Below are 18,983 nucleotides of genomic sequence, written 5' to 3' on the forward strand. Positions count from 1 at the left end.
GGCCTCAGGCGGACGTCGTCGACTCGCCGGACTCCTCCAGCAGGTGATTCGGCAGCCGATTGCCCTGGGCGCGGCTGCGGATCTCGAGCAGCGTGCGTGCGTGCTGCCACAGCCGCTTATCCGCCTCGGTCACCGGCTCCCAGGCGGGGACGGACACGGAGGTGCCCTCCTCGTCGCGGGCCACCATGACTGTCAGGCAGTTGGTGGTGACCTCCAGCTCGCGGGACTTCGGATCCCCGGAGCGGACCTCCACGGCGATGTGCATGCCCTTGGTCCCGGTGTAGATCAGGCGGGCGTCGACCTCGACCAGATCCCCGATGTGCAGGGGGCGCATGAAGCGGATGCCGCCGGAGAACACGGCCACGGTGTCCCGGCCGCAGTAGCGGGTCGCACAGAGATATGCGGCCTCGTCGATCCATTCCATGACGATGCCGCCGTGGACCTTGCCGCCCCAGTTCACATCGGTGGGGGCGGCCAGGAAGCGCAGGACCTCGCGCTCGCCGGTGCCCTCCGCGCTGAAGTCCTGGCGGGCGATCTCGGCGGTGATCTCCTCGCGGATCGGGATGCGCGAGAGCGCGTAGTCACGGGCCAGCTCCTGCTCCAGGCCCCGCGGCTCGAAGCTCGGCACGGGCGTGGGCTTCCCGCTGCCGTCGACGGCCACGAAGATCGTCAGGCACCGGGCCCGCTCCTCGAGCTCGCCCGTCTTGGGATCGCCCGAGCGCACCACGGTGTTGATGTGCATGGAGGACCGGCCCGTGGTCAGCACCGTGCCGGTCACCTCGACCATCTCGCCGACCTGCACGGGGTACTCGAAGTGGATGTTGCCCACGTAGGCGGTCACGCAGTAGGAGCCCGACCAGGCGGCGGCCGCGGCGAAGGCGGCCTTGTCCACCCACTCCAGGACCCGGCCGGCGTCGACGGTCCCGGAATGCCCCTCATCGGTGGGCGCTGCCAGGAAGCGAAGCGTCACCTCGTGGCGTCGGGAGCGGCTGTCGGCGGGGGCGGGCGGCGTCTGGTCCATGGCGATGAAACTACCGCAGGTGATGCGGCGAGAGCCCCGACCGCGGGGGTCGGGGCTCTCAGCTGCTCTGCGCGGAAGGTAAGGGATTCGAACCCTTGGTGCAGGGTCGCTGCACAACGGTTTTCAAGACCGTCTCCTTCGGCCGCTCGGACAACCTTCCCGTGACGGGTCGGCATGCACCGCCCGCACATCGGCTCATTCTTCCACTGGCATGCGCTGGGAGCCGAATCGACGCGGCGGGCGTCTGCCCGCCTCCGTAGCCTGGGCACGACACACCCCGACGATCGCAGGAGGCCCATCATGCGCGCAGTTGCCGAAGCCGACCACGGAGGGCCCGAGGTCCTGACCGTGACCGATCAGCCCGTCCCCGAGCTCCCCGCCGACGGGATCCGCATCCGCGTCGAGCATGCCGGGATCAACCGCGCCGACGTCCTCCAGAGAACCGGTCATTACAAGGTTCCCGACGGCGGCTCCGCGATCTACGGACTCGAGATCTCCGGCCTCGTGCTCGAAGTCGGCGCCGAGGCCCCGCAGCACGCCCTGTCCGGAGACGTCCTGGTGCCCGGGGCCCGAGTCTGCGCCCTGGTGGACTCGGGAGGCTACGCCGAAGAGGTCGTCGCCCCGGCGGCGAACGTCCTGCCGGTGCCGGATGCCCTGTCCATGACGGATGCCGCCGCGCTGCCCGAGGTGCTGGCCACCGTCTGGTCGAATCTCGTGATGGAGGCCGGTGCTCGGTCCGGGCAGACGCTGCTGCTGCACGGCGGCACGGGCGGCATCGGCACGGCGGCCATACAGATCGCCTGTTCGATCGGCATGCGCGTGATCACCACCGTGAGCTCCGAGGCCAAGGCCGAGTTCGTCCGCGAGCTCGGCGCGGAGGCCATCCGCTACGACCAGGAGGACTTCGTGGGCCGGGTGAAGGAGCTGACCGATGGCCGCGGCCCGGAGGTCATCTTCGACGTCGTCGGCGCCAAGTACCTCGAGCCGAACCTCAACGCGCTGGCGGTGGACGGGACGCTGATCATCATCGGGCTGCAGGGCGGTCGGAAGGCCGAGATCGATCTGGGCTCCTTCATGGTGAAGCGCCAGCATCTCGTGGCCACCACGCTGCGTGCTCGGCCGGCGGATCAGAAGGCTCGGATCATGGCGCAGGTCCACGAGCACGTCTGGCCGCTCGTGGCCTCCGGCCAGATCCGCGCTGTGGTCGACAGGGAGTTCCCGCTCGATCAGGCGGCGCAGGCGCATGAGCACTTCGACTCGGGGATGCACATCGGCAAGATCCTGCTGACCCCGTGATCGATGGCCTGCGGGGCGGCGGCCCGCCCGCGGCGCCCGCCCCGTGAAGCGGATCACCCTCCGGCTTAGACTCCCGGTGACAGGTGCGCGGCCCCGGCCCTCCGGTCGAGGCCGCGCCTTCCCCTCTTCCTCACCAGGAGCCTTCCATGAGCACCACCGTCACACCGCCCGGAGCCGGCGGATCCGGCACCACTGATCCGCGCACCGACCTTCCTCCGGCCGCCGTCGAACCCGAGGTCCTCGAGGCCGAGCAGGCCAAGTGGACCCCGGCCAAGATCGCCCTGTGGGTCGCCATCGCCCTGGTGGGCGGACTGGCCTGGGTCATGCTGGCGATCGTGCGCGGCGAGACCGTCAACGCGATCTGGTTCGTGCTGGCAGCGGTCTGCAGCTACTTCATCGCCTACCGGTTCTACTCCAAGTTCATCGAGCGCAAGCTCGCCCAGCCCGACGACTTCCGCGCCACCCCGGCGGAGTACAAGGCCAACGGCCGCGACTACCTGGCCACGGACCGCCGCGTGCTCTACGGCCACCACTTCGCCGCGATCGCCGGCGCCGGCCCGCTGGTCGGCCCCGTGCTGGCCGCCCAGATGGGCTACCTGCCCGGGACCATCTGGATCATCGTCGGCGTGATCCTCGCCGGTGCGGTCCAGGACTACCTGGTGCTGTTCTTCTCCATGCGCCGCGGCGGACGCTCCCTGGGCCAGATGGCCAAGGACGAGCTCGGACCGGTCGGCGGCTGGGCGGCGATCATCGCGACCCTCGTGATCATGATCATCATCGTGGCCATCCTGGCCCTGGTGGTCGTCAACGCTCTGGGCGAGTCCCCGTGGGGCGTCTTCTCGGTGGGCATGACCATCCCGATCGCGCTGTTCATGGGCATCTACCTGCGCTACATCCGTCCGGGCAAAGTCCTGGAGATCTCCATCGTCGGCTTCGCGCTGCTGATGCTCGCGATCGTGGCCGGCGGGTGGGTCGCCGACACCGACTGGGGCGTCCAGCTGTTCACCCTGGAGCGCGTGACGCTGGCGTGGTTCGTGATCATCTACGGCTTCGTCGCCGCCGTGCTGCCCGTGTGGCTGCTGCTGAGCCCGCGCGACTACCTCTCGACCTTCATGAAGGTCGGCACCATCCTCCTGCTGGCGGTGGCCATCGTCGTCGTCCGTCCGGAGATCTCGGTGCCGGCGGTCTCGGAGTTCGCCGGGCGCACCGACGGCCCCGTGTTCTCCGGCGCGCTGTTCCCGTTCCTGTTCGTCACGATCGCCTGCGGCGCCCTGTCCGGGTTCCACGCGCTGATCGCCTCGGGCACCACCCCCAAGATGATCGAGAAGGAGCGCCAGACGCGCCTGATCGGCTACGGCGGCATGCTCATGGAGTCCTTCGTGGCGATCATGGCGCTGGTCGCTGCGATCTCGATCGACCGGGGCATCTACTTCGCCATGAACTCCTCGCCCGCCGCCACCGGCGGCACGGTCGAGGGTGCCGTGGCCTGGGTGAACTCGCTGGGACTGGCCGGTGTGGACGTCACACCGGAGCAGATCCAGGGCACGGCAGACGCGGTGGGCGAGGAGTCGATCGTCTCGCGCACCGGCGGCGCGCCCACCCTCGCTGTGGGCCTGGCCGGGATCATGAACCAGTGGTTCGGCGGAGCCTCCATGATGAGCTTCTGGTACCACTTCGCGATCATGTTCGAGGCACTGTTCATCCTCACCGCCGTCGACGCCGGCACCCGTGTGGCCCGCTTCATGCTCAGCGATTCGCTCGGCAACTTCATCCCGCGCTTCCGCGACCCGGACTGGCGGCTGGGAGCGTGGCTGACCACGGCGCTCATGGTGGCCGGCTGGGGATCGATCCTGATCCTCGGCGTCACCGACCCGCTGGGCGGCATCAACACCTTCTACCCGCTGTTCGGCATCGCCAATCAGCTGCTGGCCGCGATCGCGCTGGCGGTCTGCCTGACGATCGCCGCCTCCCGGGGCCGCTTCGGCTACCTGTGGATCATCATCGTCCCGCTGGCCTTCGACTTCGCCGTGACGGTCACGGGCTCGTGGCAGAAGATCTTCTCCTCGAACCCCGCGATCGGCTACTGGGCGAACAACGCGGCCTTCCGCAAGGCGCTGGCCGATGGCGAGACGAGCCACGGCACCGCGCAGACGACGGAGGCCATGGAGGCGGTCGTGCGCAACACGACCGTGCAGGGCACCCTGTCCATCCTGTTCGTGGTGCTGACGATCACGGTCGTGGTCATGGCCGTCATCCGCACGATCCAGCACTACCGCGCGCACGGGAAGATCGGCGTGCAGGATCTCAGCGGGCAGGCCGTCGGGCACGAGGACCCGTACGTCGAGTCCCGGTTCTATGCTCCGGCCGGCTTCATCACGACGCCGTCGGAGAAGCAGCTGGCCCAGCGCTGGGAGCAGATCCCGATCGAGCAGCGCACTCCCGGCGGACTGTCGGGGCACGGGCACTGAGGCGGCGCTCGTCGTCGGGAGACGACCCCGACGACGAGCGCGGCCATCGCACGGCACGACGAGAGGAGGAGAGGACCAGATGACGTCGATCCTCGAGGCGGTGTCCTCGCTGAAGCGGTTCGCCGACGGCGTGCTGGGCGCCGACAAGTACCAGCGCTATCTGGAGCACCACCGCGCCCACGGGTGCGAGGGGGAGAAGCCCATGTCTGAGCGCGAGTTCTGGCGCAGCTGGCAGGACTGGCAGGAGCGCCACCCGGAGGGCCGCTGCTGCTGAAGCGGGGCGCCAGGTTCTGCCTCCAGTGGCCCTGTGGTGTGCGTCTCGAGCTCGAGAAGCACACCGCGGGGCCACTGGTTCGTGGGGCGCCGGAATCGCATCGTCCCGGATGGTGACGACGTGTCATCATGGAGGTCTATGGGATTCCTCAGCGAGCATCGGGCACAGCGCCGCGATGAGAAGCAGTTGGGTCTGGGCGTGTGGCGTCGCGCCCATGACCGGTTCCGGCGCGGGCTCGATCGCTTTCACCAGGTGCTCGAGCAGATCCAGGACGCCGACCTGCAGGCCGCGGCCGTCCCCGCGGCCAACGAGCTGGCCGATCTGCTCCCCCGGGTGCGCGCGCTGTGCACGGCCGCGCAGACGATGGCGCCCACGAACGACCAGGACATCCCCGGCTCCGAGGGCGGCTGGCTCAATGACCTCCATCGGGAGTTGTCACGGGCGGGCAATGACATGGCCCAGGCGGCCGAAGCGCTGGCGCTGGCCCGCTTCCGCACGCCGGGCATCGACCCGGAGATGGCCCGCGCCCAGCGCCTGGAGTGCCGTGCGGCGGCGCACCGAGGCCGTCGGCGGGCACATCGTGCGCGGCGAGGCGCTGGTGCAGGAGCACGGGGCGGTCTGAGGCGAACGGCCGCAGCGCCGTCGCCGAAGGCGAGCTGCCCGGTCGCATTCCTCTGATGCAGCTGCAGCGGCTGCGTGCTGATCCGCAGCCCGCGCCCTCGGGCTCAGATGAGCCGCTGCTCCCTGGCCCGGTGCACGGCGGCGGTCCGGTTGTCCACGCCGAGCTTGTCGTAGACGTGCAGCAGGTGCGTCTTGACGGTGGCCTCGGAGATCACGAGCTGCGCTGCCAGCTCCCGGTTGCTTGCTCCCGTGGCCAGTCCCTGCAGGATCTCGATCTCCCGTGCGCTGAGGCTCTGCGCCGGGCGAGCCGCCCGCTGCACGAGCTGCTGGGTCACCGACGGCGCCAGCACGGAGCGACCCTGCGCGGTCTGGCGCACGGCCTCTCGCAGCTGCTCGGCGGGGGAGTCCTTGAGCAGATAGCCGGTGGCTCCGGCCTCCAGCGCGGAGACGATGTCCGCCTGCGTCTCGTAGGTGGTCAGGACCAGGACGGGAGGCCCGCCGCGGTCGCGGAGCCTGCGGATGGCCGTGGGCCCATCCATGGTCGGCATCTGCAGGTCCATGATCACGACGTCCACGTGCTGGTCGTCGAGGGCGGCCAGGGCTTGGGCCCCGTCGCCTGCCTCCGCGAGGACCGCGAGCGTGCCGTCGGCCTCGAGCAGAGCCTTCAGCCCGGCGCGCACGACGGGGTGGTCGTCCACGAGCAGCAGGCCCAGAGGGGTCTCGGTCGTCGGGGCGGGGTGGGTCATGTCCGGTCTCGATCCTTCGAGGGCTGCTGCGGTGTGCTCGGCCGGGCGACGGGCGCGGGCAGCTGCAGAGCCGCTGCCGTGCCGGCTCCCGGGCGCGACTCGATCGACAGCCGCCCGCCGAGCTCGCGCGCACGTCGGCGCAGGTGGGGCAGGCCGTAGCCGCCGTCGCGCCCGGGCCTGTGCGGCGCTGCGGCGTCGAATCCCACGCCGTCGTCGACGACGTCCAGGGTCACCGTCTCCGGTCAGTAGGCCAGGGTGACGGCCGCGCGGGAGGCGCGGGCATGGGTTTCGACGTTGCTCAGGCAGGTCTGGGCCGCGCGCAGGAGCACGGCCTCGGTCGCCTGCTCCAGGTCCCGGGGCTCTCCCTCGACCCGCAGGGAGACGCTCAGGTCGGTGCCTGCGGACTCGGCACGCCCCTGCAGGCCGTCGACCAGATCGCGCAGGGCCGATTCGAGCCCGGCGGCCAGGCGCGGCGAGGCCAGGCCCTGGACGAAGCGACGGGCCTCCGCGAGATCGGCCGAAGCCGTCGACTCCAGGACTCGCAGCTGCTCGGCGGCGGCGTCCGGGCGATCCTGCGCCAGGGAGTCCTGGGCGGCGCGGGAGAACAGCACGATCGAGGCGAGGCCCTGGGCCAGGGTGTCGTGGATCTCGCGGGAGAGCCGGTCGCGCTCGGCGAGCACCCCCGCGCGGTGCTCGCGGTGGGCGAGCTCCTCCCTGGCGGCCTGCAGCGCGACGACGGTGCGGCGGTGGCGCTGGGCATCTCGCCACAGGGCCCGGTAGGCCCAGGCCGCGATCACGGCGAACACCGCGCCGAGGACCGGGCCGATGACCTGCCCGGTGCCGAAGCCCCCCGTGCCTGCGTGCAGAGCCTGGGTGGCGATCACCACCGCGGTGAGCCCGGCGACCGCAATCAGGCTCGGCACCGTCGGCAGCACGGCCTGGACGACGAAGAACAGCGGGAAGACCACCCAGGAGAAGTCCGGTGCGCGCAGAGCAAGCAGGCACCACAGCACGAGCACCGCAGCCAGCCACACGCCCGCGCTGGCCGGGCGCGCACGGGGACGGACGCCGAGGAAGGCCCGATGCTCCGCGACGGTGCCGCTCAGATAGGCGAGGCCCAGCAGCACGGACAGGGCCAGCGGCCACAGGGCGCCGGGCCAGGAGGCGCCGATCAGGAACCGGCCCACTGCCAGTCCCAGCAGCCCGGCGAAGCTCACGTGCAGGATCACGCGCATGGCCCGCAGCACGGCGGGAGTCGCTGCGGCCTCGTCGGAGTCCGGGCCGAGGGCCAGATCGGCGGCGGAGGTGGTCATCGCTCCAGCCTACGGATCCTGCCGGACGGGGCATCAGCCGATCGGCTGATCCCGGGGTGCGCCGTTCGGTGCGCTCAGGACCCCACCGCCGTCCGATGCGCCCGAGACCTGCCGCGGCGGACAGTGGAGCCATCGCACAGCGCCGGGAAGGCACCCGGCCCCTCGAACCATCCGCCAGGAGTGACCAGCATGTTCCTCTCCCTGCGCGATCTGCGCTTCGCGCGCGGTCGCTTCGCCCTGATCGGCTCCGTGGTCGCCATGATCACGCTGCTCGTCGTCATGCTCACCGGCCTGACCGACGGTCTGGGCCGCCAGTCCACCTCCGCCCTCGAGGCGCTCGAGGCCCCGCGCATCGTCCTGGCCGCGGGCAGCGACGGCGAGGATCCCTCCTACAGCGATTCCCGCATCGACGCCCAGCAGGCCGGGTCGTGGGCCCGCGCCGAGGGCGTCGAGGCCGCCGAGCGCTTCGACGTCGGGCGCGCTCAGCTCGAGCACGACGGCGCCTCGGCTTCGGCTGCCGTGCTCGCCCTGCAGCCGGGCACCGAGCTGGCCCCGGACCTCGAGATCCTCGAAGGACGGGCCCGTCCGGGGGCCGGGCAGACCGTCCTGTCTCAGGAGACGGCCCAGTCGCTGGGCGTCGGTGTCGGCGACGAGCTGGACGCGGGTGCGCTGAAGCTGACGGTCATCGGCATCGTGGCCGATGAGTGGTACTCGCACTCTCCGGTGGTGTGGACCTCGACCGAGGACTCCGCGCAGCTGCTGCGCATGGGCGACGGCCAGAGCAGCGCGCTGGCCGTCTTCCCCGCCGACGGCCTGAACGGCAGCGAGCTCGAGGATCGGATGACCGATCAGGCCGAGGCCGCAGGCACCTGGAGCGCCGGCATGCGCGACTCCTTCGCGGCACTGCCCGCCTACAGCTCGGAGCGCGGCTCCCTGCTGATGATGCAGGCCTTCCTCTACGGCATCGGCGCGCTCGTGGTGATCGCGTTCCTGACCGTGTGGAGCATCCAGCGCACCCGTGAGGTCGCGATCCTGCGCGCCCTGGGGGCCTCTCGCGGCTGGGTGCTGCGCGATGCGCTGGCCCAGTCGGCGGCCGTCCTGCTGGGCGGAACCGCGCTCGGACTGGTGCTCGGCGGCCTCGGCGGCGCCCTGGTGACAGGAGCGGTGCCGTTCAGCCTCACGCCGACCACCACCCTGGTGCCCGCCCTGGGGATCCTGCTGCTCGGCTTGGCCGCCGCGCTGCTGGCCGTGCGCCGGGTCGCTCGCGTGGACCCGCAGATCGCGCTGTCCGCGGCTTGAGCCCCTGCCCGCTTTCCGCCCTCTGCTTCCGAAGGAGCCCGACATGACTGTGCTGTCCACCGCCCCCGCCCCCTGGCAGTCCGCCGAGGCTGCTGAGCGCGTCGATTCCTCAGCCGCGCTGCGGCTGCGCGACGTCCGCCTCAGCTGGCCCGACGGCCAGGACGACGACGGGCGCCCCCGACTGGTCCACGCCCTCGACGGCGTTTCCATGGAGGCACCCGCCGGGGTCCTCACCGCGGTAACGGGGCCGTCGGGATCGGGCAAGTCCTCCCTGCTGTCCGTCGTGGCCGGTCTGGTCGGAGCGAGCTCGGGGCAGGTGCTGATCGACGGCCGCGACGTCGTGCAGATGACCCCAGAACAGCGCGCCGAGATGCGCCGGATCCGGGTGGGCGTCGTGTTCCAGCAGCCCAATCTGCTGGCCTCGCTGACCGCTCGGGAGCAGCTGCTGCTCACCGCGCACATCGGCGGACAGGATCGGCGCCGGCGCCGGGAGGCGGCCAGGCGCGCCGACGAGCTGCTCGAGCTGCTCGGGCTGGAGGCCGCCGCCGGTCGCAGGCCCCACCAGCTCTCGGGCGGTCAGCAGCAGCGGGTCAACATCGGCCGGGCGCTGATGTCGAGCCCGTCGGTGATGCTCGTCGACGAGCCCACGGCCGCGCTGGATCATGAGCGCTCGATCTCCGTCATGCAGATGCTGCGAGACGCGACGCGGCGCTTCGGCACCGCCACGGTGCTGGTCACGCACGAGGCCGAGCTGCTGGAGGACGACGACCGCCGGCTGACCTTGATCGACGGGCGGCTCACGGCGGGGTGAAGCGGGGCTGGGTCGCTCAGGAGCGCTCGGCCGATATCAGCTGGGCGCTGAGCATCGTGCCCTGAAGGGCGGGCATCTCGAGCAGTGCCCCGTTCGCGAAAGCTTGCAGGCGACGGTTGGCTGTGACCACCCAGCTGGCGCCGAGGCTCCCCACCTGGGGGATCTCTCGCACGCTCATGGTGTGGAGCTCGGCATCCTGGAACGGAGCGAAGGCTCGGCTCAGCAGCTTCTGGATCCTCGGCTGCGACAGCATCATCCAGGAATCCCGGTGTATATGCCTCAGGACCCTGACGCCGTTGACGAATTCCACGAAGTGCCCGTGGTTGCGTCGCCGCTCGGTCACGCTGAGCTGGCCTGCGGGCGTGGAGCAGACGGTGTCGACCGCCAGCAGCAGCTCCACGAGGATGCGAGTGGCCGACAGGAGCCTGAGCTGCAGGTCAGGGTCCGGCTGGCTTGCGGTCCGAGCTTCCTGGGTGCGCTTTCTGGCCTTCCAGCGACCCCTTGCGGGCGAGGTGGTGTCCGGCTCCAAAAGCGCAGGGCCTTCTTCCGGGATCTCGAAGCTCAGGAGATAGGACCCCGGTCCGTCCGTGCGCAGCGCGCAGCGCACCAGGGGGCACTGCGCGGACGGCGCGGTTCCCATGCTCTCGCACATCACCGTGTTGCAGATCTCTGCGCAGGCATCGAACGCGTCGCGCGTGCGCTCATCGAAGACGAGCCGCGGCTTCAGCCAGATGGAATCGAACTCGACCCAGACGGAGTCATAGGCCTTGTGCGTGGATGTCGTGGCAGAGGGAGAGCTGAGAATCATTGCCGTCCTAGGGCTCAGCTGTCGACGCGGCGGGCTTCCGGGGGGAGAAGCTCCGTCCGTCTGACAGAGCGGGACGCGCGATGGGCAGGGCGCGCCAGGGTTCAACTTAGGCCTGAAGTGCGACGATGCCCAGGATTCGATTGCCGGTGTGACATGTCTTTGCAGGTGGGGGCCCACCAGATATCGCAGCTCTGTCCCTCGTCTCTGCGATCGACGGGGTGATCAGGGGGGCTGCCTTGGAGATCGGATCTGCCGCGAGCTCCGGGCTGGCTCGTGTCATGAGAGAACCCCCAGGCCGTCCCGTTCTCACGGGATCGGATCTGGGGGTTCTGCTGGAGCCGCCTGCCGGAATCGAACCGGCGACCTATTCATTACGAGTGAATCGCTCTACCGACTGAGCTAAGGCGGCGCGACCGGACCGCGACGGGCCACAGCGCGGATGACACCCTAGCACCGTCGAGCGGGCCGGTCACATCCGTGCGGACGTCGAATCCGGGCCGAGATGCATGAGTGTTCGTCGTGTGTTCACCCTCACGTCGGTGCGAATCCGCGACCGCGCTCGGACCGGGAGAGAGCATGGTCGCTGCAACCCCTCGTGCTGAGCGAGGCCCCTCCTGCTCCGAGACCGCTGCTGCACGGCGCGCTGAGCAGGCATCGATCGCTGAAGGACCGCAGATGACCCTCCGCCCAGACATCGTTCGCAATCTCCGCCTGGCGTTCATCGACATGTCGGGGACGTCCTTCGAGGACAACGGGATCATGGAGCGCGCCTTCACCCGCACGCTCGAGAAGCTGGGCATCGCCGCGGACTCGCCGCGCTTCACGGGCATGCTCGGCTTCGTGCGCGACACCCTGGGCCAGTCCAAGGTCCGCGTCTTCCAGCACCTCTTCGAGGACGAGCCTGCCGTCGCCGCCGAGGCCAGCCGCGAGTTCGAGCGCCAGTTCGACGAGCTGCTGCGCACCGACGCCGTCACTGCCGTCCCGGGGGCCGAGGACGTCATCCTGGGGCTGCGGGAGTCCGGGCTGAAGGTCGTGCTGGCCACCGGCTACAACCGCCACAGCCAGAACCAGATCCTGGAGCACCTGGACTGGATGGGTCTGGCCGATCTGAGCCTGTGCCCCTCCGACGCGGGCCGCGGCCGCCCCTACCCGGACATGATCCTCACGGCGCTGCTGGCCCTGGACCTCGCCGACGTCCGCGAGGTCATGGTCGTGGGCGACACCGCCGCGGACATGCTCTCCGGGCGCCGGGCGGGATCCCGCGCCAACGTGGGCGTGCTGACCGGAGCCCACCGCGAGGACTCCCTGCGCACCTCGGGTGCCGACGCGGTCGTGGACTCCATCCGCGACATCCCCGGCCTGCTCGAGCTGCCGCTGCGCTCGCACGCCTCCTGAGCGCGGCCTCCGCTCAGATGCCGGCGTCCCGGCAGACCGTGCCCTCCTCCGGGAGGATGCCCTCGAGGAGATGGGCGTCGACCGCCTCGACGATGCACCCGTTGCCCGAGGAGTAGGAGACGTGGCCCATGCCCTCCCGGGTGAGCAGGGTGGCCCGTCCCAGCTGCTCGGTCAGGGCCTCGGACCAGGCATACGGGGTCGCCGGGTCCTCGGTCCCGCCCACGACCAGGATCTCGGAGTCGCCCGAGTACTCCGCCGGCTCGTCCGGAGCCTCCTCGACCGGTCCGTACGGCCAGCCCTGGCAGGCCGCCTCCGCGTAGCCGAGGTACGGGCCGAAGGTCGGCGCCCGCTCGGAGAGCTCCTGCTGCTGGGCCGCCATGTCCTGGTCAGTGACCGAGTCGTCGGTCGAGTCCAGGCAGTTGACCGCGCTGAAGGCGACGGTCGAGTTCCCGTGGTACGTCCCGTCCTCCTGGCGCCCGTGGTTGAGGTCGGAGAGCTCCTGGAGGGCGTCGTAGTCGCCGTCCGAGGCGTCCCGCAGCGCCTGGTTGAGCCTGGGGTAGGTGGCGGTGCTGTACAGCGGCGTGATGATGCCCTCGGCCACCTGGACGGGGGTCACGCGTCGGCCGTCGGGCCCGGTGATCTCCTCGTCCGCGGAGCGGGCCAGGATCTGCTGGACCTCCTCCATGCCGTCGTCCGCGGAGCCGTCCGTGAAGCAGTCGGCGGAGTTCTGCGTGCAGTCCCCCATGAAGTCCCGCAGCGCGCTCTCGAATCCCACTGCCTGGCCCATGGCCACCTCGGAGTTCGAGGCCTGCGGATCGACGGCACCATCGAGGACGAACCGCCCCACGCGATCCGGGAACTGCCGGGCGTACTCGGCGCCGATGCGCGTGCCGTAGGAGAAGCCCAGGTAGTCGGTCCGGTCCTGGTCCAGGGCTGCGCGCATGACGTCCAGGTCCTTGGCCACGGAGGCCGTGTCCATGTGCTCCAGCACAGGTCCCGAGTGCTCTGCACAGCCCTCGCCGAGCTCCCTGTACTCCTCGCGCAGATCCTCTGCCGTGATGTCCTGGCCCACGAGCGAGGGCTGGGAGCGCCATGCGTCGAGGGCGGCGTCGTCGTCGAAGCACTGGATCTCGTCCGAGCGGGAGACGCCGCGAGGGTCGAAGGAGACGATGTCGTAACCCTCGCGCAGAGCGTCGCCGAACAGCGGACCGGACTGGGAGATCAGGTCCACCCCGGAGCCGCCCGGTCCGCCGGGGTTCACGACCAGCGCACCCTCCGGGGCATCCCCGGTCGAGGGAAGCCGCGCCATGGCCACCGTGGTGGTCTCGCCCTCGGGATCGGAGTAGTCCACCGGGACGGTGAGCTGCGCGCACTGCTGGTCGTCGCCGCCGAAGAACCCGGAGATCCCGCCGGAGTCCTCGCACGATCCCCAGTCGAGCTCCTGGGCGTAGAACTCGTCCATGCCCTGCGCAGCGCCCTCGGGTGCCGACTGGCCCCCGGCGGGGGAGTCGTCATCGGTGCAGGCGCTCAGCGCCAGGGCGCACACGGCCAGGGCGGCGGCCAGCCGCATCCGGCGGCGGGGGCGGTGGCTCATCCGGGGGCATCCCATCTGTGGTGCGGGTTCGTGGTCCGGCCCGGCGCGCACGGGACGCGCCGACGGGCGGGCCTCAGAGCAGAGAGACGGCCATGGCCTCGAAGGCCAGTCCGGCGGCGGCGCTGGTGCGGATCCTGGTGCGCGTGCGGGCGATCGTGTCGATGCGCTCGAGGGACTCCTCGGGCGTGGAGTTCAGCGCGTGATCGCGCAGCGAGTCCGCGATGTGCTGGTTGACCAGCTCCGACCCGGTCTGCAGCTGCAGCGTGAGGGCATCGCGGTAGAACGTGGTCAGATCGATCAGGAAGCGGTCCAGGGTGTCCGTGCGCACGCGCTTGGAGCGGCGCTTCTGGTCCTCCTCCAGGCGCCGCAGGGCGCTGCGCACGCTGGGCGGCATCTTCCCGGACTCCGCGGCGCCCATGGAGGTCAGCAGGTGCGCGCGCTCCTCCTCGTCCCGGGCCTCCGACTCGGCGGTCGCCTCCTCCTCGGCCAGGCGCGTCAGCCGCCCTGCCTCGCGCACGGCATCCGAGACGCCGCCCAGCCGCAGAGGCATCTCGACGACCCGACGACGGCGCTCGCGGGCGTCGTCGTACAGGGCCAGCCGGCGCGCCACGCCCACGTGGGACTGGGCCAGGCGGGCGCATTCCAGTGCGCGGGCCGCCGGCACGCCGTCGCGGCGCTCGAGCAGCTCGGCCACGGCCTCCACGGGCGGCACCCGCAGGGTGACGGGGCGGCAGCGCGAGCGGATGGTGACCAGGACGTCGCTGGGGCTCGGCGCGCACAGCAGCCAGATGGTCCCCGACGGCGGCTCCTCGATGGCCTTGAGCATGACGTTGGAGGTCCGCTCGGCCATGCGGTCGGCGTCTTCGATCACCATGACCCGCCAGCGCCCCACCGACGGGCGGTCCTGAGCCCTGACCACGAGCTCGCGGGCCTCGTCGATGCGGATCTCGGTGTGCTCGGTGCGGAAGTGTGTGAGATCGGCGTGCGAGCCGGCGCGGACGGTGCGGCAGGCGGAGCACTCGCCGCAGCCGCGATCGGCGGGATCCGGCTGCTCGCACAGCAGCGCGGCCGCCAGCGCGAGAGCGGCGTGGGAGCGCCCCGATCCGGGCGGCCCGGTCACGAGCCAGGCGTGCGAGGGCTGCTCATCACGGGCAGCCCGGGCGAGCTGATCCACGACGGCGTCCTGCCCCACCAGGTCGTCCCAGACGCTCACGATCGCTGCCCTCCGGAGGCCCTCTGGGCCAGCAGGTCGAGCACGCGCTCGCGGATCTGCGCCGCCAGCTCCTCCACGGGGGCGTCGGCCTGCAGCACGAGGTAGCGCTGCGGCGCCTGCCTGGCCAGCTCCAGGAAGGCCTGGCGGACCTCCTCGTGGAAGGGGGCGGGCTCCTGCTCCATGCGATCCGGGGCGCGCTCGGCCCGGCGAGCCCGCCCCGTCTCCTCGGGGACGTCGAGCAGCACGGTCAGATCCGGCAGCAGGCCGTCGACCGCCCACAGGTTCAGATCCCGCACGGTCTGCGTGCCGAGCTCGCGCGCCGCTCCCTGATAGGCCACCGAGGAGTCGAGGTAGCGATCGGTCAGGACCGTGATGCCCTCGCGCAGCGCAGGAAGAAGGGTGCGCTGGACGTGGGCGCTGCGCGAAGCGGCGAACAGCAGCGCCTCCGTGCGCGGATCCACCGGCGCGTGCTCGGGGTCCAGGACCAGGGAGCGGATCTGCTCGCCCAGGGCCGATCCGCCGGGCTCGCGGGTGAGCAGCACCGGCACGCCGCGCTCCCGCAGGGACTCGGCCAGCAGGCGCAGCTGCGTGGACTTGCCGGCGCCGTCGCCGCCCTCGAAGGCGATGAGAGCGGCAGGCGTGCTCGCTGGGCTGGTCTGGAATGTCACACGGACACTGTAGGGGCCGCGGCAGACATCGGCGCCGCCCCCATGAAGCGTGTGGGCGCGGCCGTCATAGGGTGAGGCCATGACTTCTCCGGATTCCGCCGCGCCCCGCCCGATCGACGGGCAGCAGCCCTCGGGGGAGACCCTCCACGGGCGGCTGCGTCCGGCCACGATCGCGGTCGCCGGCGGTCGCCCGGCCCCGGAGCGCGATGCTCCCGTCGGCCCGTCGATCGTGCTGAGCTCGACCTACCGCGGCGCGGGGGAGCCCGTGCCGGGCGAGCGCATGTACTGCCGCGCCAGCAACCCGACCTGGGACAACTTCGAATCCGTGCTGGGTCAGCTTGAGGGCTCGCCGCTGCCGTCGCTGGCCTTCGCCTCCGGGGTGGCCTCGATCTCGGCCGTGCTCTCGCTCGTGCCGCTGGGCGGCCGGGTCGTCGTGCCGGTGCACGTCTACATGGGCACCATGACGCTCGTGCGCGAGGCCGAGCAGGAGGGTCGGATCCGCGTCGATGCCGTGGAGGTGACCGACACCGACGCCGTGCTGGCCGCCGCCGAGGGCGCAGATCTGGTGCTGCTGGAGTCGCCCACCAATCCCATGCTCGAGGTCGCCGACCTCCCGGAGATCCTGGCGGGCACCCGTCGCCTGGGTGTGCTCAGCTGCGTGGACAGCACCTTCACCACGCCCCTGCTGCAGCGTCCGCTGGCCTGGGGTGCCGACCTCGTCGTGCACTCGGCCACCAAGTACCTGGCGGGGCACTCGGACGTCGTCCTGGGAGCGGCCACCGCCGTGGATCCCGAGCTCCGCCAGCGCCTGCACGCCCATCGCTCCCGCCACGGCGCCATTCCCGGCCCGTTCGAGACCTGGCTGGCCCTGCGGGGGATCCGCACGCTGTCCCTGCGCGTCGAGCGCGCGGGTGCCAGCGCCGCCGAGATCGCCCGTCGCCTGCTCGAGCAGCCCGGCGTGCGCGCCGTGCGCTACCCGGGCCTGACGGAGGACCCCGGCCACGAGCGGGCCGCTCAGCAGCTGCAGGGCGGCTTCGGGGCGATCGTGGGACTGGAGGTCGACGGCGACGCCGCAGCGGCCGATCGTGTCGTCGAAGCCCTGCGCCTGTGGGTGCCGGCGACCTCGCTGGGCGGCGTCGAGTCGCTCGTCGAGCGCCGTCGCCGCCACCCCGAGGAGCCGCGCACGGTCCCGGAGTCGCTGGTGCGCCTGTCCGTGGGCATCGAGGACGTCGAGGACCTCTGGGAGGACCTCGAGCGGGCGCTGGCCGCAGTGGTCGAGCCCGCCGCCCGGTAGGATCGTGGCCATGTCCCTCACCTCCCTCATCCTCCTGGCCGTCGGGGTGGTCGACGTCGCCGTCATGGTGCTGGTGACCGTCCTGGCAGCCATGGCGTTCCTCCACTGCCTGTCTGCCAAGCCCATCCAGTTCCAGCGCGCGTTCAAGCGCACCCGGACCTTCTGGATGCTGGTGACGGGCGCCTGCCTGCTCTTCAGCCTGCTGATGACCGTTCCCGCGGTGATCGCGCTGCTCACCGGCGGCATCCCGCAGATGGGGCAGCTGATCTTCGTGCTGGTCGCGGCAACCGCCTCCGGCGTGTACCTGGCGGATGTCAAGCCCGCTGTCAACGTCGAGTCCTCGGGGCCTTCGGCCTGGTGACGCCGCCGGTCGCGGGTCAGCTCGGCACTCGCCCGTCGGTCCCTCAGGTGCGATACTCGGGGCATGGCTACTGAAGCGAAGTACAACCTGATCCTGCTCCGTCACGGGCAGTCCGACTGGAACGAGAAGAACCTCTTCACGGGCTGGGTGGATGTGCCTCTCACCGAGAAGGGTCGCGGCGAGGCGACTCGGGGCGGCGAGCTGCTCAAGGAGCGCGGTCTGCTCCCGGACATCGTGCACACCTCCCTGCTGCGCCGCGCGATCATGACGGCCAACCTGGCCCTGGATGCCGCGGATCGCCACTGGATCCCCGTCAAGCGCTCCTGGCGCCTTAACGAGCGCCACTACGGCGCCCTGCAGGGCAAGGACAAGGCGGAGATCCGCGAGAAGTACGGCGAGGAGCAGTTCATGACCTGGCGCCGCTCCTACGACGTCCCGCCGCCCCCCATCGAGGACGGCGACGAGTACTCGCAGGCCGGCGATCCCCGCTATGAGGACGTCCAGAACCTCCCGCGCACCGAATGCCTCAAGGACGTTCTCGAGCGCTTCCTCCCGTACTGGGAGGACCAGGTCAAGTCGGACCTCAAGGCAGGGCGCACGGTCCTGCTGGCCGCGCACGGCAACTCGCTGCGCGCGCTCGTCAAGCACCTGGACGGCATCTCGGACGATGAGATCACCGGCCTGAACATCCCCACCGGCATCCCGTTGGTCTACGAGCTCGACGCCAACTTCAAGCCGATCACCCCCGGCGGCGAGTACCTGGACCCGGAGGCTGCGGCCGAGTCCATCAAGGCGGTCGCGAACCAGGGCAAGAAGTGAGCTGTGGCCTGCGCCCCGACCACCGGGGCGCAGGCCGGCAGCAGCGCTTCAGCGCACGGGGCCCGGATGCCATCAGGCATCCGGGCCCCGTCGTCGCTGGGTGCGGTGCTGCTCGCACCGTCCGGCTCAGGCCGGGGGCGCCCACTGCCCGGTCACCAGGTACGAGACCTTGCGGGCCACGGCGATCCCGTGATCGCTCATGCGCTCGAGATAGCGGGCCGAGAGCGTGACATCCACGGTCGTGTGCACCGGGGCGTCCCAGTCCGGTCGGCCCATGGCATCGAGGATCCCGCGGTGCACGGCGCTGACCTGCGCCTTCTGCTCGGCGATCCGGTCGTAGAGGGAGATGTCGCGCGTCTCGAGCATCTCGATGACCCCGTCCAGGATGGCCAGGTCGAGCTCGAAGAGCCGCGCGTAGTCGTCGGCCAGACGCTCGGGGATCACGGCCTCCGGGAAGCGGCGGCGGGCATCCTGAGCCAGGTGCCGAGCCAGGTCGCCCATGCGCTCGAGCGAGGTGCTCATCCGCAGCGCGGCCACGAGGGTGCGCAGGTCGGAGGCCACGGGGGACTGGCGGGCCAGGATGTCGATCGAGCGCTCATCGAGCTCGTCCTGCAGCAGGTCGATCCGGGCGTCGTTGGAGATGACGCCCTGGGCGGTCTCGAGCTCGGTCTCCAGGAAAGCTGAGCGGGCCTCGGACAGCGCCTGACGCACGAGCCTGGCGATCGCCACGAGCTCATCGCCCACCTGCTTGAGCTCCGCCTGGAACACCGTGCGCATCCTGCGCCTCCCCTCGGGCGGCCCCTGCGCCCGGATAGGACGCCCGCCTCACTGCAATGATCGAAGAGTCGAGGCTACGCGCGCCGGCTGCAGCGCGGCCGGGCCTGCGGTGAACGGCGGGAGAACGTCCGGTGATCTCCCTGTGGCGCCCAGGCGTCGGCCCGCCCGACAGCGTCGAGGCGCACGCGTCGGCGCCCGGGGTGGC

At 71.1% G+C, this 18,983-nt stretch carries 19 protein-coding genes and 2 tRNA genes; 10 read left to right on the top strand and 11 right to left on the bottom strand.

Annotated elements, in window-relative coordinates; translation table 11 throughout:
• Window positions 1-4: 4 nt before the first annotated feature.
• Window positions 5-1,021 carry an acyl-CoA thioesterase gene (locus tag OVA15_RS12970; protein WP_268145496.1) on the bottom strand — a complete coding sequence of 339 codons (1,017 nt, stop codon included), beginning with the start codon at window positions 1,019-1,021 and terminating at the stop codon, window positions 5-7.
• A 72-nt stretch (window positions 1,022-1,093) separates the two neighbouring features.
• Window positions 1,094-1,181 (bottom strand) — tRNA-Ser (locus OVA15_RS12975).
• Window positions 1,182-1,321: 140 nt separating this feature from the next.
• Here OVA15_RS12975 and OVA15_RS12980 point away from each other — a divergent pair.
• From OVA15_RS12980 to OVA15_RS12995, 4 genes are all read left to right on the top strand, one after another.
• On the top strand, window positions 1,322-2,317 hold the full coding sequence (locus tag OVA15_RS12980) for an NAD(P)H-quinone oxidoreductase (protein WP_268145499.1): 996 nt from the start codon (window positions 1,322-1,324) through the stop codon (window positions 2,315-2,317).
• A 146-nt stretch (window positions 2,318-2,463) separates the two neighbouring features.
• Window positions 2,464-4,785 (top strand): carbon starvation CstA family protein, encoded by a 2,322-nt coding sequence (locus OVA15_RS12985; protein ID WP_006214681.1) that lies wholly within the window; start codon window positions 2,464-2,466, stop codon window positions 4,783-4,785.
• Between the two features lie 79 nt (window positions 4,786-4,864).
• Window positions 4,865-5,059, top strand: coding sequence for a YbdD/YjiX family protein (locus OVA15_RS12990; protein WP_006214680.1), 195 nt, complete (start codon window positions 4,865-4,867; stop codon window positions 5,057-5,059).
• Window positions 5,060-5,197: 138 nt separating this feature from the next.
• Window positions 5,198-5,737, top strand: a complete 540-nt coding sequence (locus tag OVA15_RS12995) for a hypothetical protein (RefSeq protein WP_268145502.1) — start codon at window positions 5,198-5,200, stop codon at window positions 5,735-5,737.
• A 47-nt stretch (window positions 5,738-5,784) separates the two neighbouring features.
• Here OVA15_RS12995 and OVA15_RS13000 read toward each other — a convergent pair whose 3' ends face one another.
• The 3 genes from OVA15_RS13000 to OVA15_RS13010 are packed head-to-tail and all read right to left on the bottom strand — an operon-like array spanning window position 5,785 to window position 7,739.
• On the bottom strand, window positions 5,785-6,426 hold the full coding sequence (locus OVA15_RS13000) for a response regulator (protein ID WP_006214678.1): 642 nt from the start codon (window positions 6,424-6,426) through the stop codon (window positions 5,785-5,787).
• Entirely contained in the window at window positions 6,423-6,659 is a 237-nt protein-coding gene (locus tag OVA15_RS13005; RefSeq protein WP_268145506.1) for an ATP-binding protein, read from the bottom strand. Before OVA15_RS13005 ends, OVA15_RS13000 begins: the two co-directional genes overlap by 4 nt.
• A gap of 9 nt (window positions 6,660-6,668) precedes the next feature.
• Window positions 6,669-7,739, bottom strand: coding sequence for a sensor histidine kinase (locus OVA15_RS13010; protein ID WP_268145509.1), 1,071 nt, complete (start codon window positions 7,737-7,739; stop codon window positions 6,669-6,671).
• A gap of 189 nt (window positions 7,740-7,928) precedes the next feature.
• Between OVA15_RS13010 and OVA15_RS13015 the strand changes: the two genes are divergently transcribed.
• Window positions 7,929-9,038, top strand: coding sequence for an ABC transporter permease (locus OVA15_RS13015; RefSeq protein WP_268145511.1), 1,110 nt, complete (start codon window positions 7,929-7,931; stop codon window positions 9,036-9,038).
• Window positions 9,039-9,081: 43 nt separating this feature from the next.
• Entirely contained in the window at window positions 9,082-9,849 is a 768-nt protein-coding gene (locus OVA15_RS13020; RefSeq protein ID WP_268145513.1) for an ABC transporter ATP-binding protein, read from the top strand.
• 16 nt (window positions 9,850-9,865) lie between these two features.
• Here OVA15_RS13020 and OVA15_RS13025 read toward each other — a convergent pair whose 3' ends face one another.
• The gene (locus OVA15_RS13025) at window positions 9,866-10,657 is read right to left on the bottom strand and encodes a hypothetical protein (RefSeq protein ID WP_268145516.1); all 792 of its coding nucleotides are present in this window, start codon (window positions 10,655-10,657) and stop codon (window positions 9,866-9,868) included.
• 333 nt (window positions 10,658-10,990) lie between these two features.
• A tRNA-Thr gene (locus tag OVA15_RS13030) sits at window positions 10,991-11,066 on the bottom strand.
• Between the two features lie 266 nt (window positions 11,067-11,332).
• On the opposite strand from OVA15_RS13030, the gene OVA15_RS13035 reads away from it, so the two are divergent.
• Window positions 11,333-12,052, top strand: a complete 720-nt coding sequence (locus tag OVA15_RS13035; protein ID WP_006214673.1) for an HAD-IA family hydrolase — start codon at window positions 11,333-11,335, stop codon at window positions 12,050-12,052.
• A gap of 13 nt (window positions 12,053-12,065) precedes the next feature.
• Here OVA15_RS13035 and OVA15_RS13040 read toward each other — a convergent pair whose 3' ends face one another.
• From OVA15_RS13040 to tmk, 3 genes are all read right to left on the bottom strand, one after another.
• A complete protein-coding gene (locus tag OVA15_RS13040; RefSeq protein WP_268145519.1) occupies window positions 12,066-13,646 on the bottom strand; it encodes an alpha/beta hydrolase in 1,581 nt (526 codons plus the stop codon).
• A gap of 73 nt (window positions 13,647-13,719) precedes the next feature.
• The gene (locus OVA15_RS13045) at window positions 13,720-14,859 is read right to left on the bottom strand and encodes a DNA polymerase III subunit delta' (RefSeq protein ID WP_268145522.1); all 1,140 of its coding nucleotides are present in this window, start codon (window positions 14,857-14,859) and stop codon (window positions 13,720-13,722) included.
• A complete protein-coding gene (gene tmk, locus OVA15_RS13050; RefSeq protein WP_268145524.1) occupies window positions 14,856-15,608 on the bottom strand; it encodes a dTMP kinase in 753 nt (250 codons plus the stop codon). Before tmk ends, OVA15_RS13045 begins: the two co-directional genes overlap by 4 nt.
• On the opposite strand from tmk, the gene OVA15_RS13055 reads away from it, so the two are divergent.
• The 3 genes from OVA15_RS13055 (at window position 15,607) to OVA15_RS13065 (ending at window position 18,001) form a co-directional block, all read left to right on the top strand.
• Entirely contained in the window at window positions 15,607-16,821 is a 1,215-nt protein-coding gene (locus OVA15_RS13055; RefSeq protein WP_268145526.1) for a trans-sulfuration enzyme family protein, read from the top strand. The genes tmk and OVA15_RS13055 overlap by 2 nt on opposite strands.
• A 10-nt stretch (window positions 16,822-16,831) precedes the next feature.
• Window positions 16,832-17,182, top strand: coding sequence for a DUF2516 family protein (locus tag OVA15_RS13060; protein ID WP_006214668.1), 351 nt, complete (start codon window positions 16,832-16,834; stop codon window positions 17,180-17,182).
• A gap of 63 nt (window positions 17,183-17,245) precedes the next feature.
• A complete protein-coding gene (locus OVA15_RS13065; RefSeq protein ID WP_006214667.1) occupies window positions 17,246-18,001 on the top strand; it encodes a phosphoglyceromutase in 756 nt (251 codons plus the stop codon).
• Window positions 18,002-18,127: 126 nt separating this feature from the next.
• Here the strand turns inward: OVA15_RS13065 and phoU are convergent, their stop codons facing one another.
• Complete coding sequence (phoU, locus tag OVA15_RS13070) at window positions 18,128-18,778, bottom strand: phosphate signaling complex protein PhoU (protein WP_268145530.1); 651 nt, start codon at window positions 18,776-18,778, stop codon at window positions 18,128-18,130.
• Window positions 18,779-18,983 lie beyond the last annotated feature (205 nt).

Source organism: Kocuria sp. SL71 (genome assembly GCF_026672465.1).
GTDB lineage: Bacteria > Actinomycetota > Actinomycetes > Actinomycetales > Micrococcaceae > Kocuria > Kocuria palustris.

What these genes read in the sequence shown, in the direction of transcription:
- OVA15_RS12970 (WP_268145496.1), bottom strand. Translation starts at nt 1,021, where the DNA reads ATGGACCAGACGCCGCCCGCCCCCGCCGACAGCCGCTCCCGACGCCAC.
- OVA15_RS12980 (WP_268145499.1), top strand. Translation starts at nt 1,322, where the DNA reads ATGCGCGCAGTTGCCGAAGCCGACCACGGAGGGCCCGAGGTCCTGACC.
- OVA15_RS12985 (WP_006214681.1), top strand. Translation starts at nt 2,464, where the DNA reads ATGAGCACCACCGTCACACCGCCCGGAGCCGGCGGATCCGGCACCACT.
- OVA15_RS12990 (WP_006214680.1), top strand. Translation starts at nt 4,865, where the DNA reads ATGACGTCGATCCTCGAGGCGGTGTCCTCGCTGAAGCGGTTCGCCGAC.
- OVA15_RS12995 (WP_268145502.1), top strand. Translation starts at nt 5,198, where the DNA reads ATGGGATTCCTCAGCGAGCATCGGGCACAGCGCCGCGATGAGAAGCAG.
- OVA15_RS13000 (WP_006214678.1), bottom strand. Translation starts at nt 6,426, where the DNA reads ATGACCCACCCCGCCCCGACGACCGAGACCCCTCTGGGCCTGCTGCTC.
- OVA15_RS13010 (WP_268145509.1), bottom strand. Translation starts at nt 7,739, where the DNA reads ATGACCACCTCCGCCGCCGATCTGGCCCTCGGCCCGGACTCCGACGAG.
- OVA15_RS13015 (WP_268145511.1), top strand. Translation starts at nt 7,929, where the DNA reads ATGTTCCTCTCCCTGCGCGATCTGCGCTTCGCGCGCGGTCGCTTCGCC.
- OVA15_RS13020 (WP_268145513.1), top strand. Translation starts at nt 9,082, where the DNA reads ATGACTGTGCTGTCCACCGCCCCCGCCCCCTGGCAGTCCGCCGAGGCT.
- OVA15_RS13025 (WP_268145516.1), bottom strand. Translation starts at nt 10,657, where the DNA reads ATGATTCTCAGCTCTCCCTCTGCCACGACATCCACGCACAAGGCCTAT.
- OVA15_RS13035 (WP_006214673.1), top strand. Translation starts at nt 11,333, where the DNA reads ATGACCCTCCGCCCAGACATCGTTCGCAATCTCCGCCTGGCGTTCATC.
- OVA15_RS13040 (WP_268145519.1), bottom strand. Translation starts at nt 13,646, where the DNA reads ATGAGCCACCGCCCCCGCCGCCGGATGCGGCTGGCCGCCGCCCTGGCC.
- OVA15_RS13055 (WP_268145526.1), top strand. Translation starts at nt 15,607, where the DNA reads ATGACTTCTCCGGATTCCGCCGCGCCCCGCCCGATCGACGGGCAGCAG.
- tmk (WP_268145524.1), bottom strand. Translation starts at nt 15,608, where the DNA reads ATGGCCTCACCCTATGACGGCCGCGCCCACACGCTTCATGGGGGCGGC.
- OVA15_RS13060 (WP_006214668.1), top strand. Translation starts at nt 16,832, where the DNA reads ATGTCCCTCACCTCCCTCATCCTCCTGGCCGTCGGGGTGGTCGACGTC.
- OVA15_RS13065 (WP_006214667.1), top strand. Translation starts at nt 17,246, where the DNA reads ATGGCTACTGAAGCGAAGTACAACCTGATCCTGCTCCGTCACGGGCAG.
- phoU (WP_268145530.1), bottom strand. Translation starts at nt 18,778, where the DNA reads ATGCGCACGGTGTTCCAGGCGGAGCTCAAGCAGGTGGGCGATGAGCTC.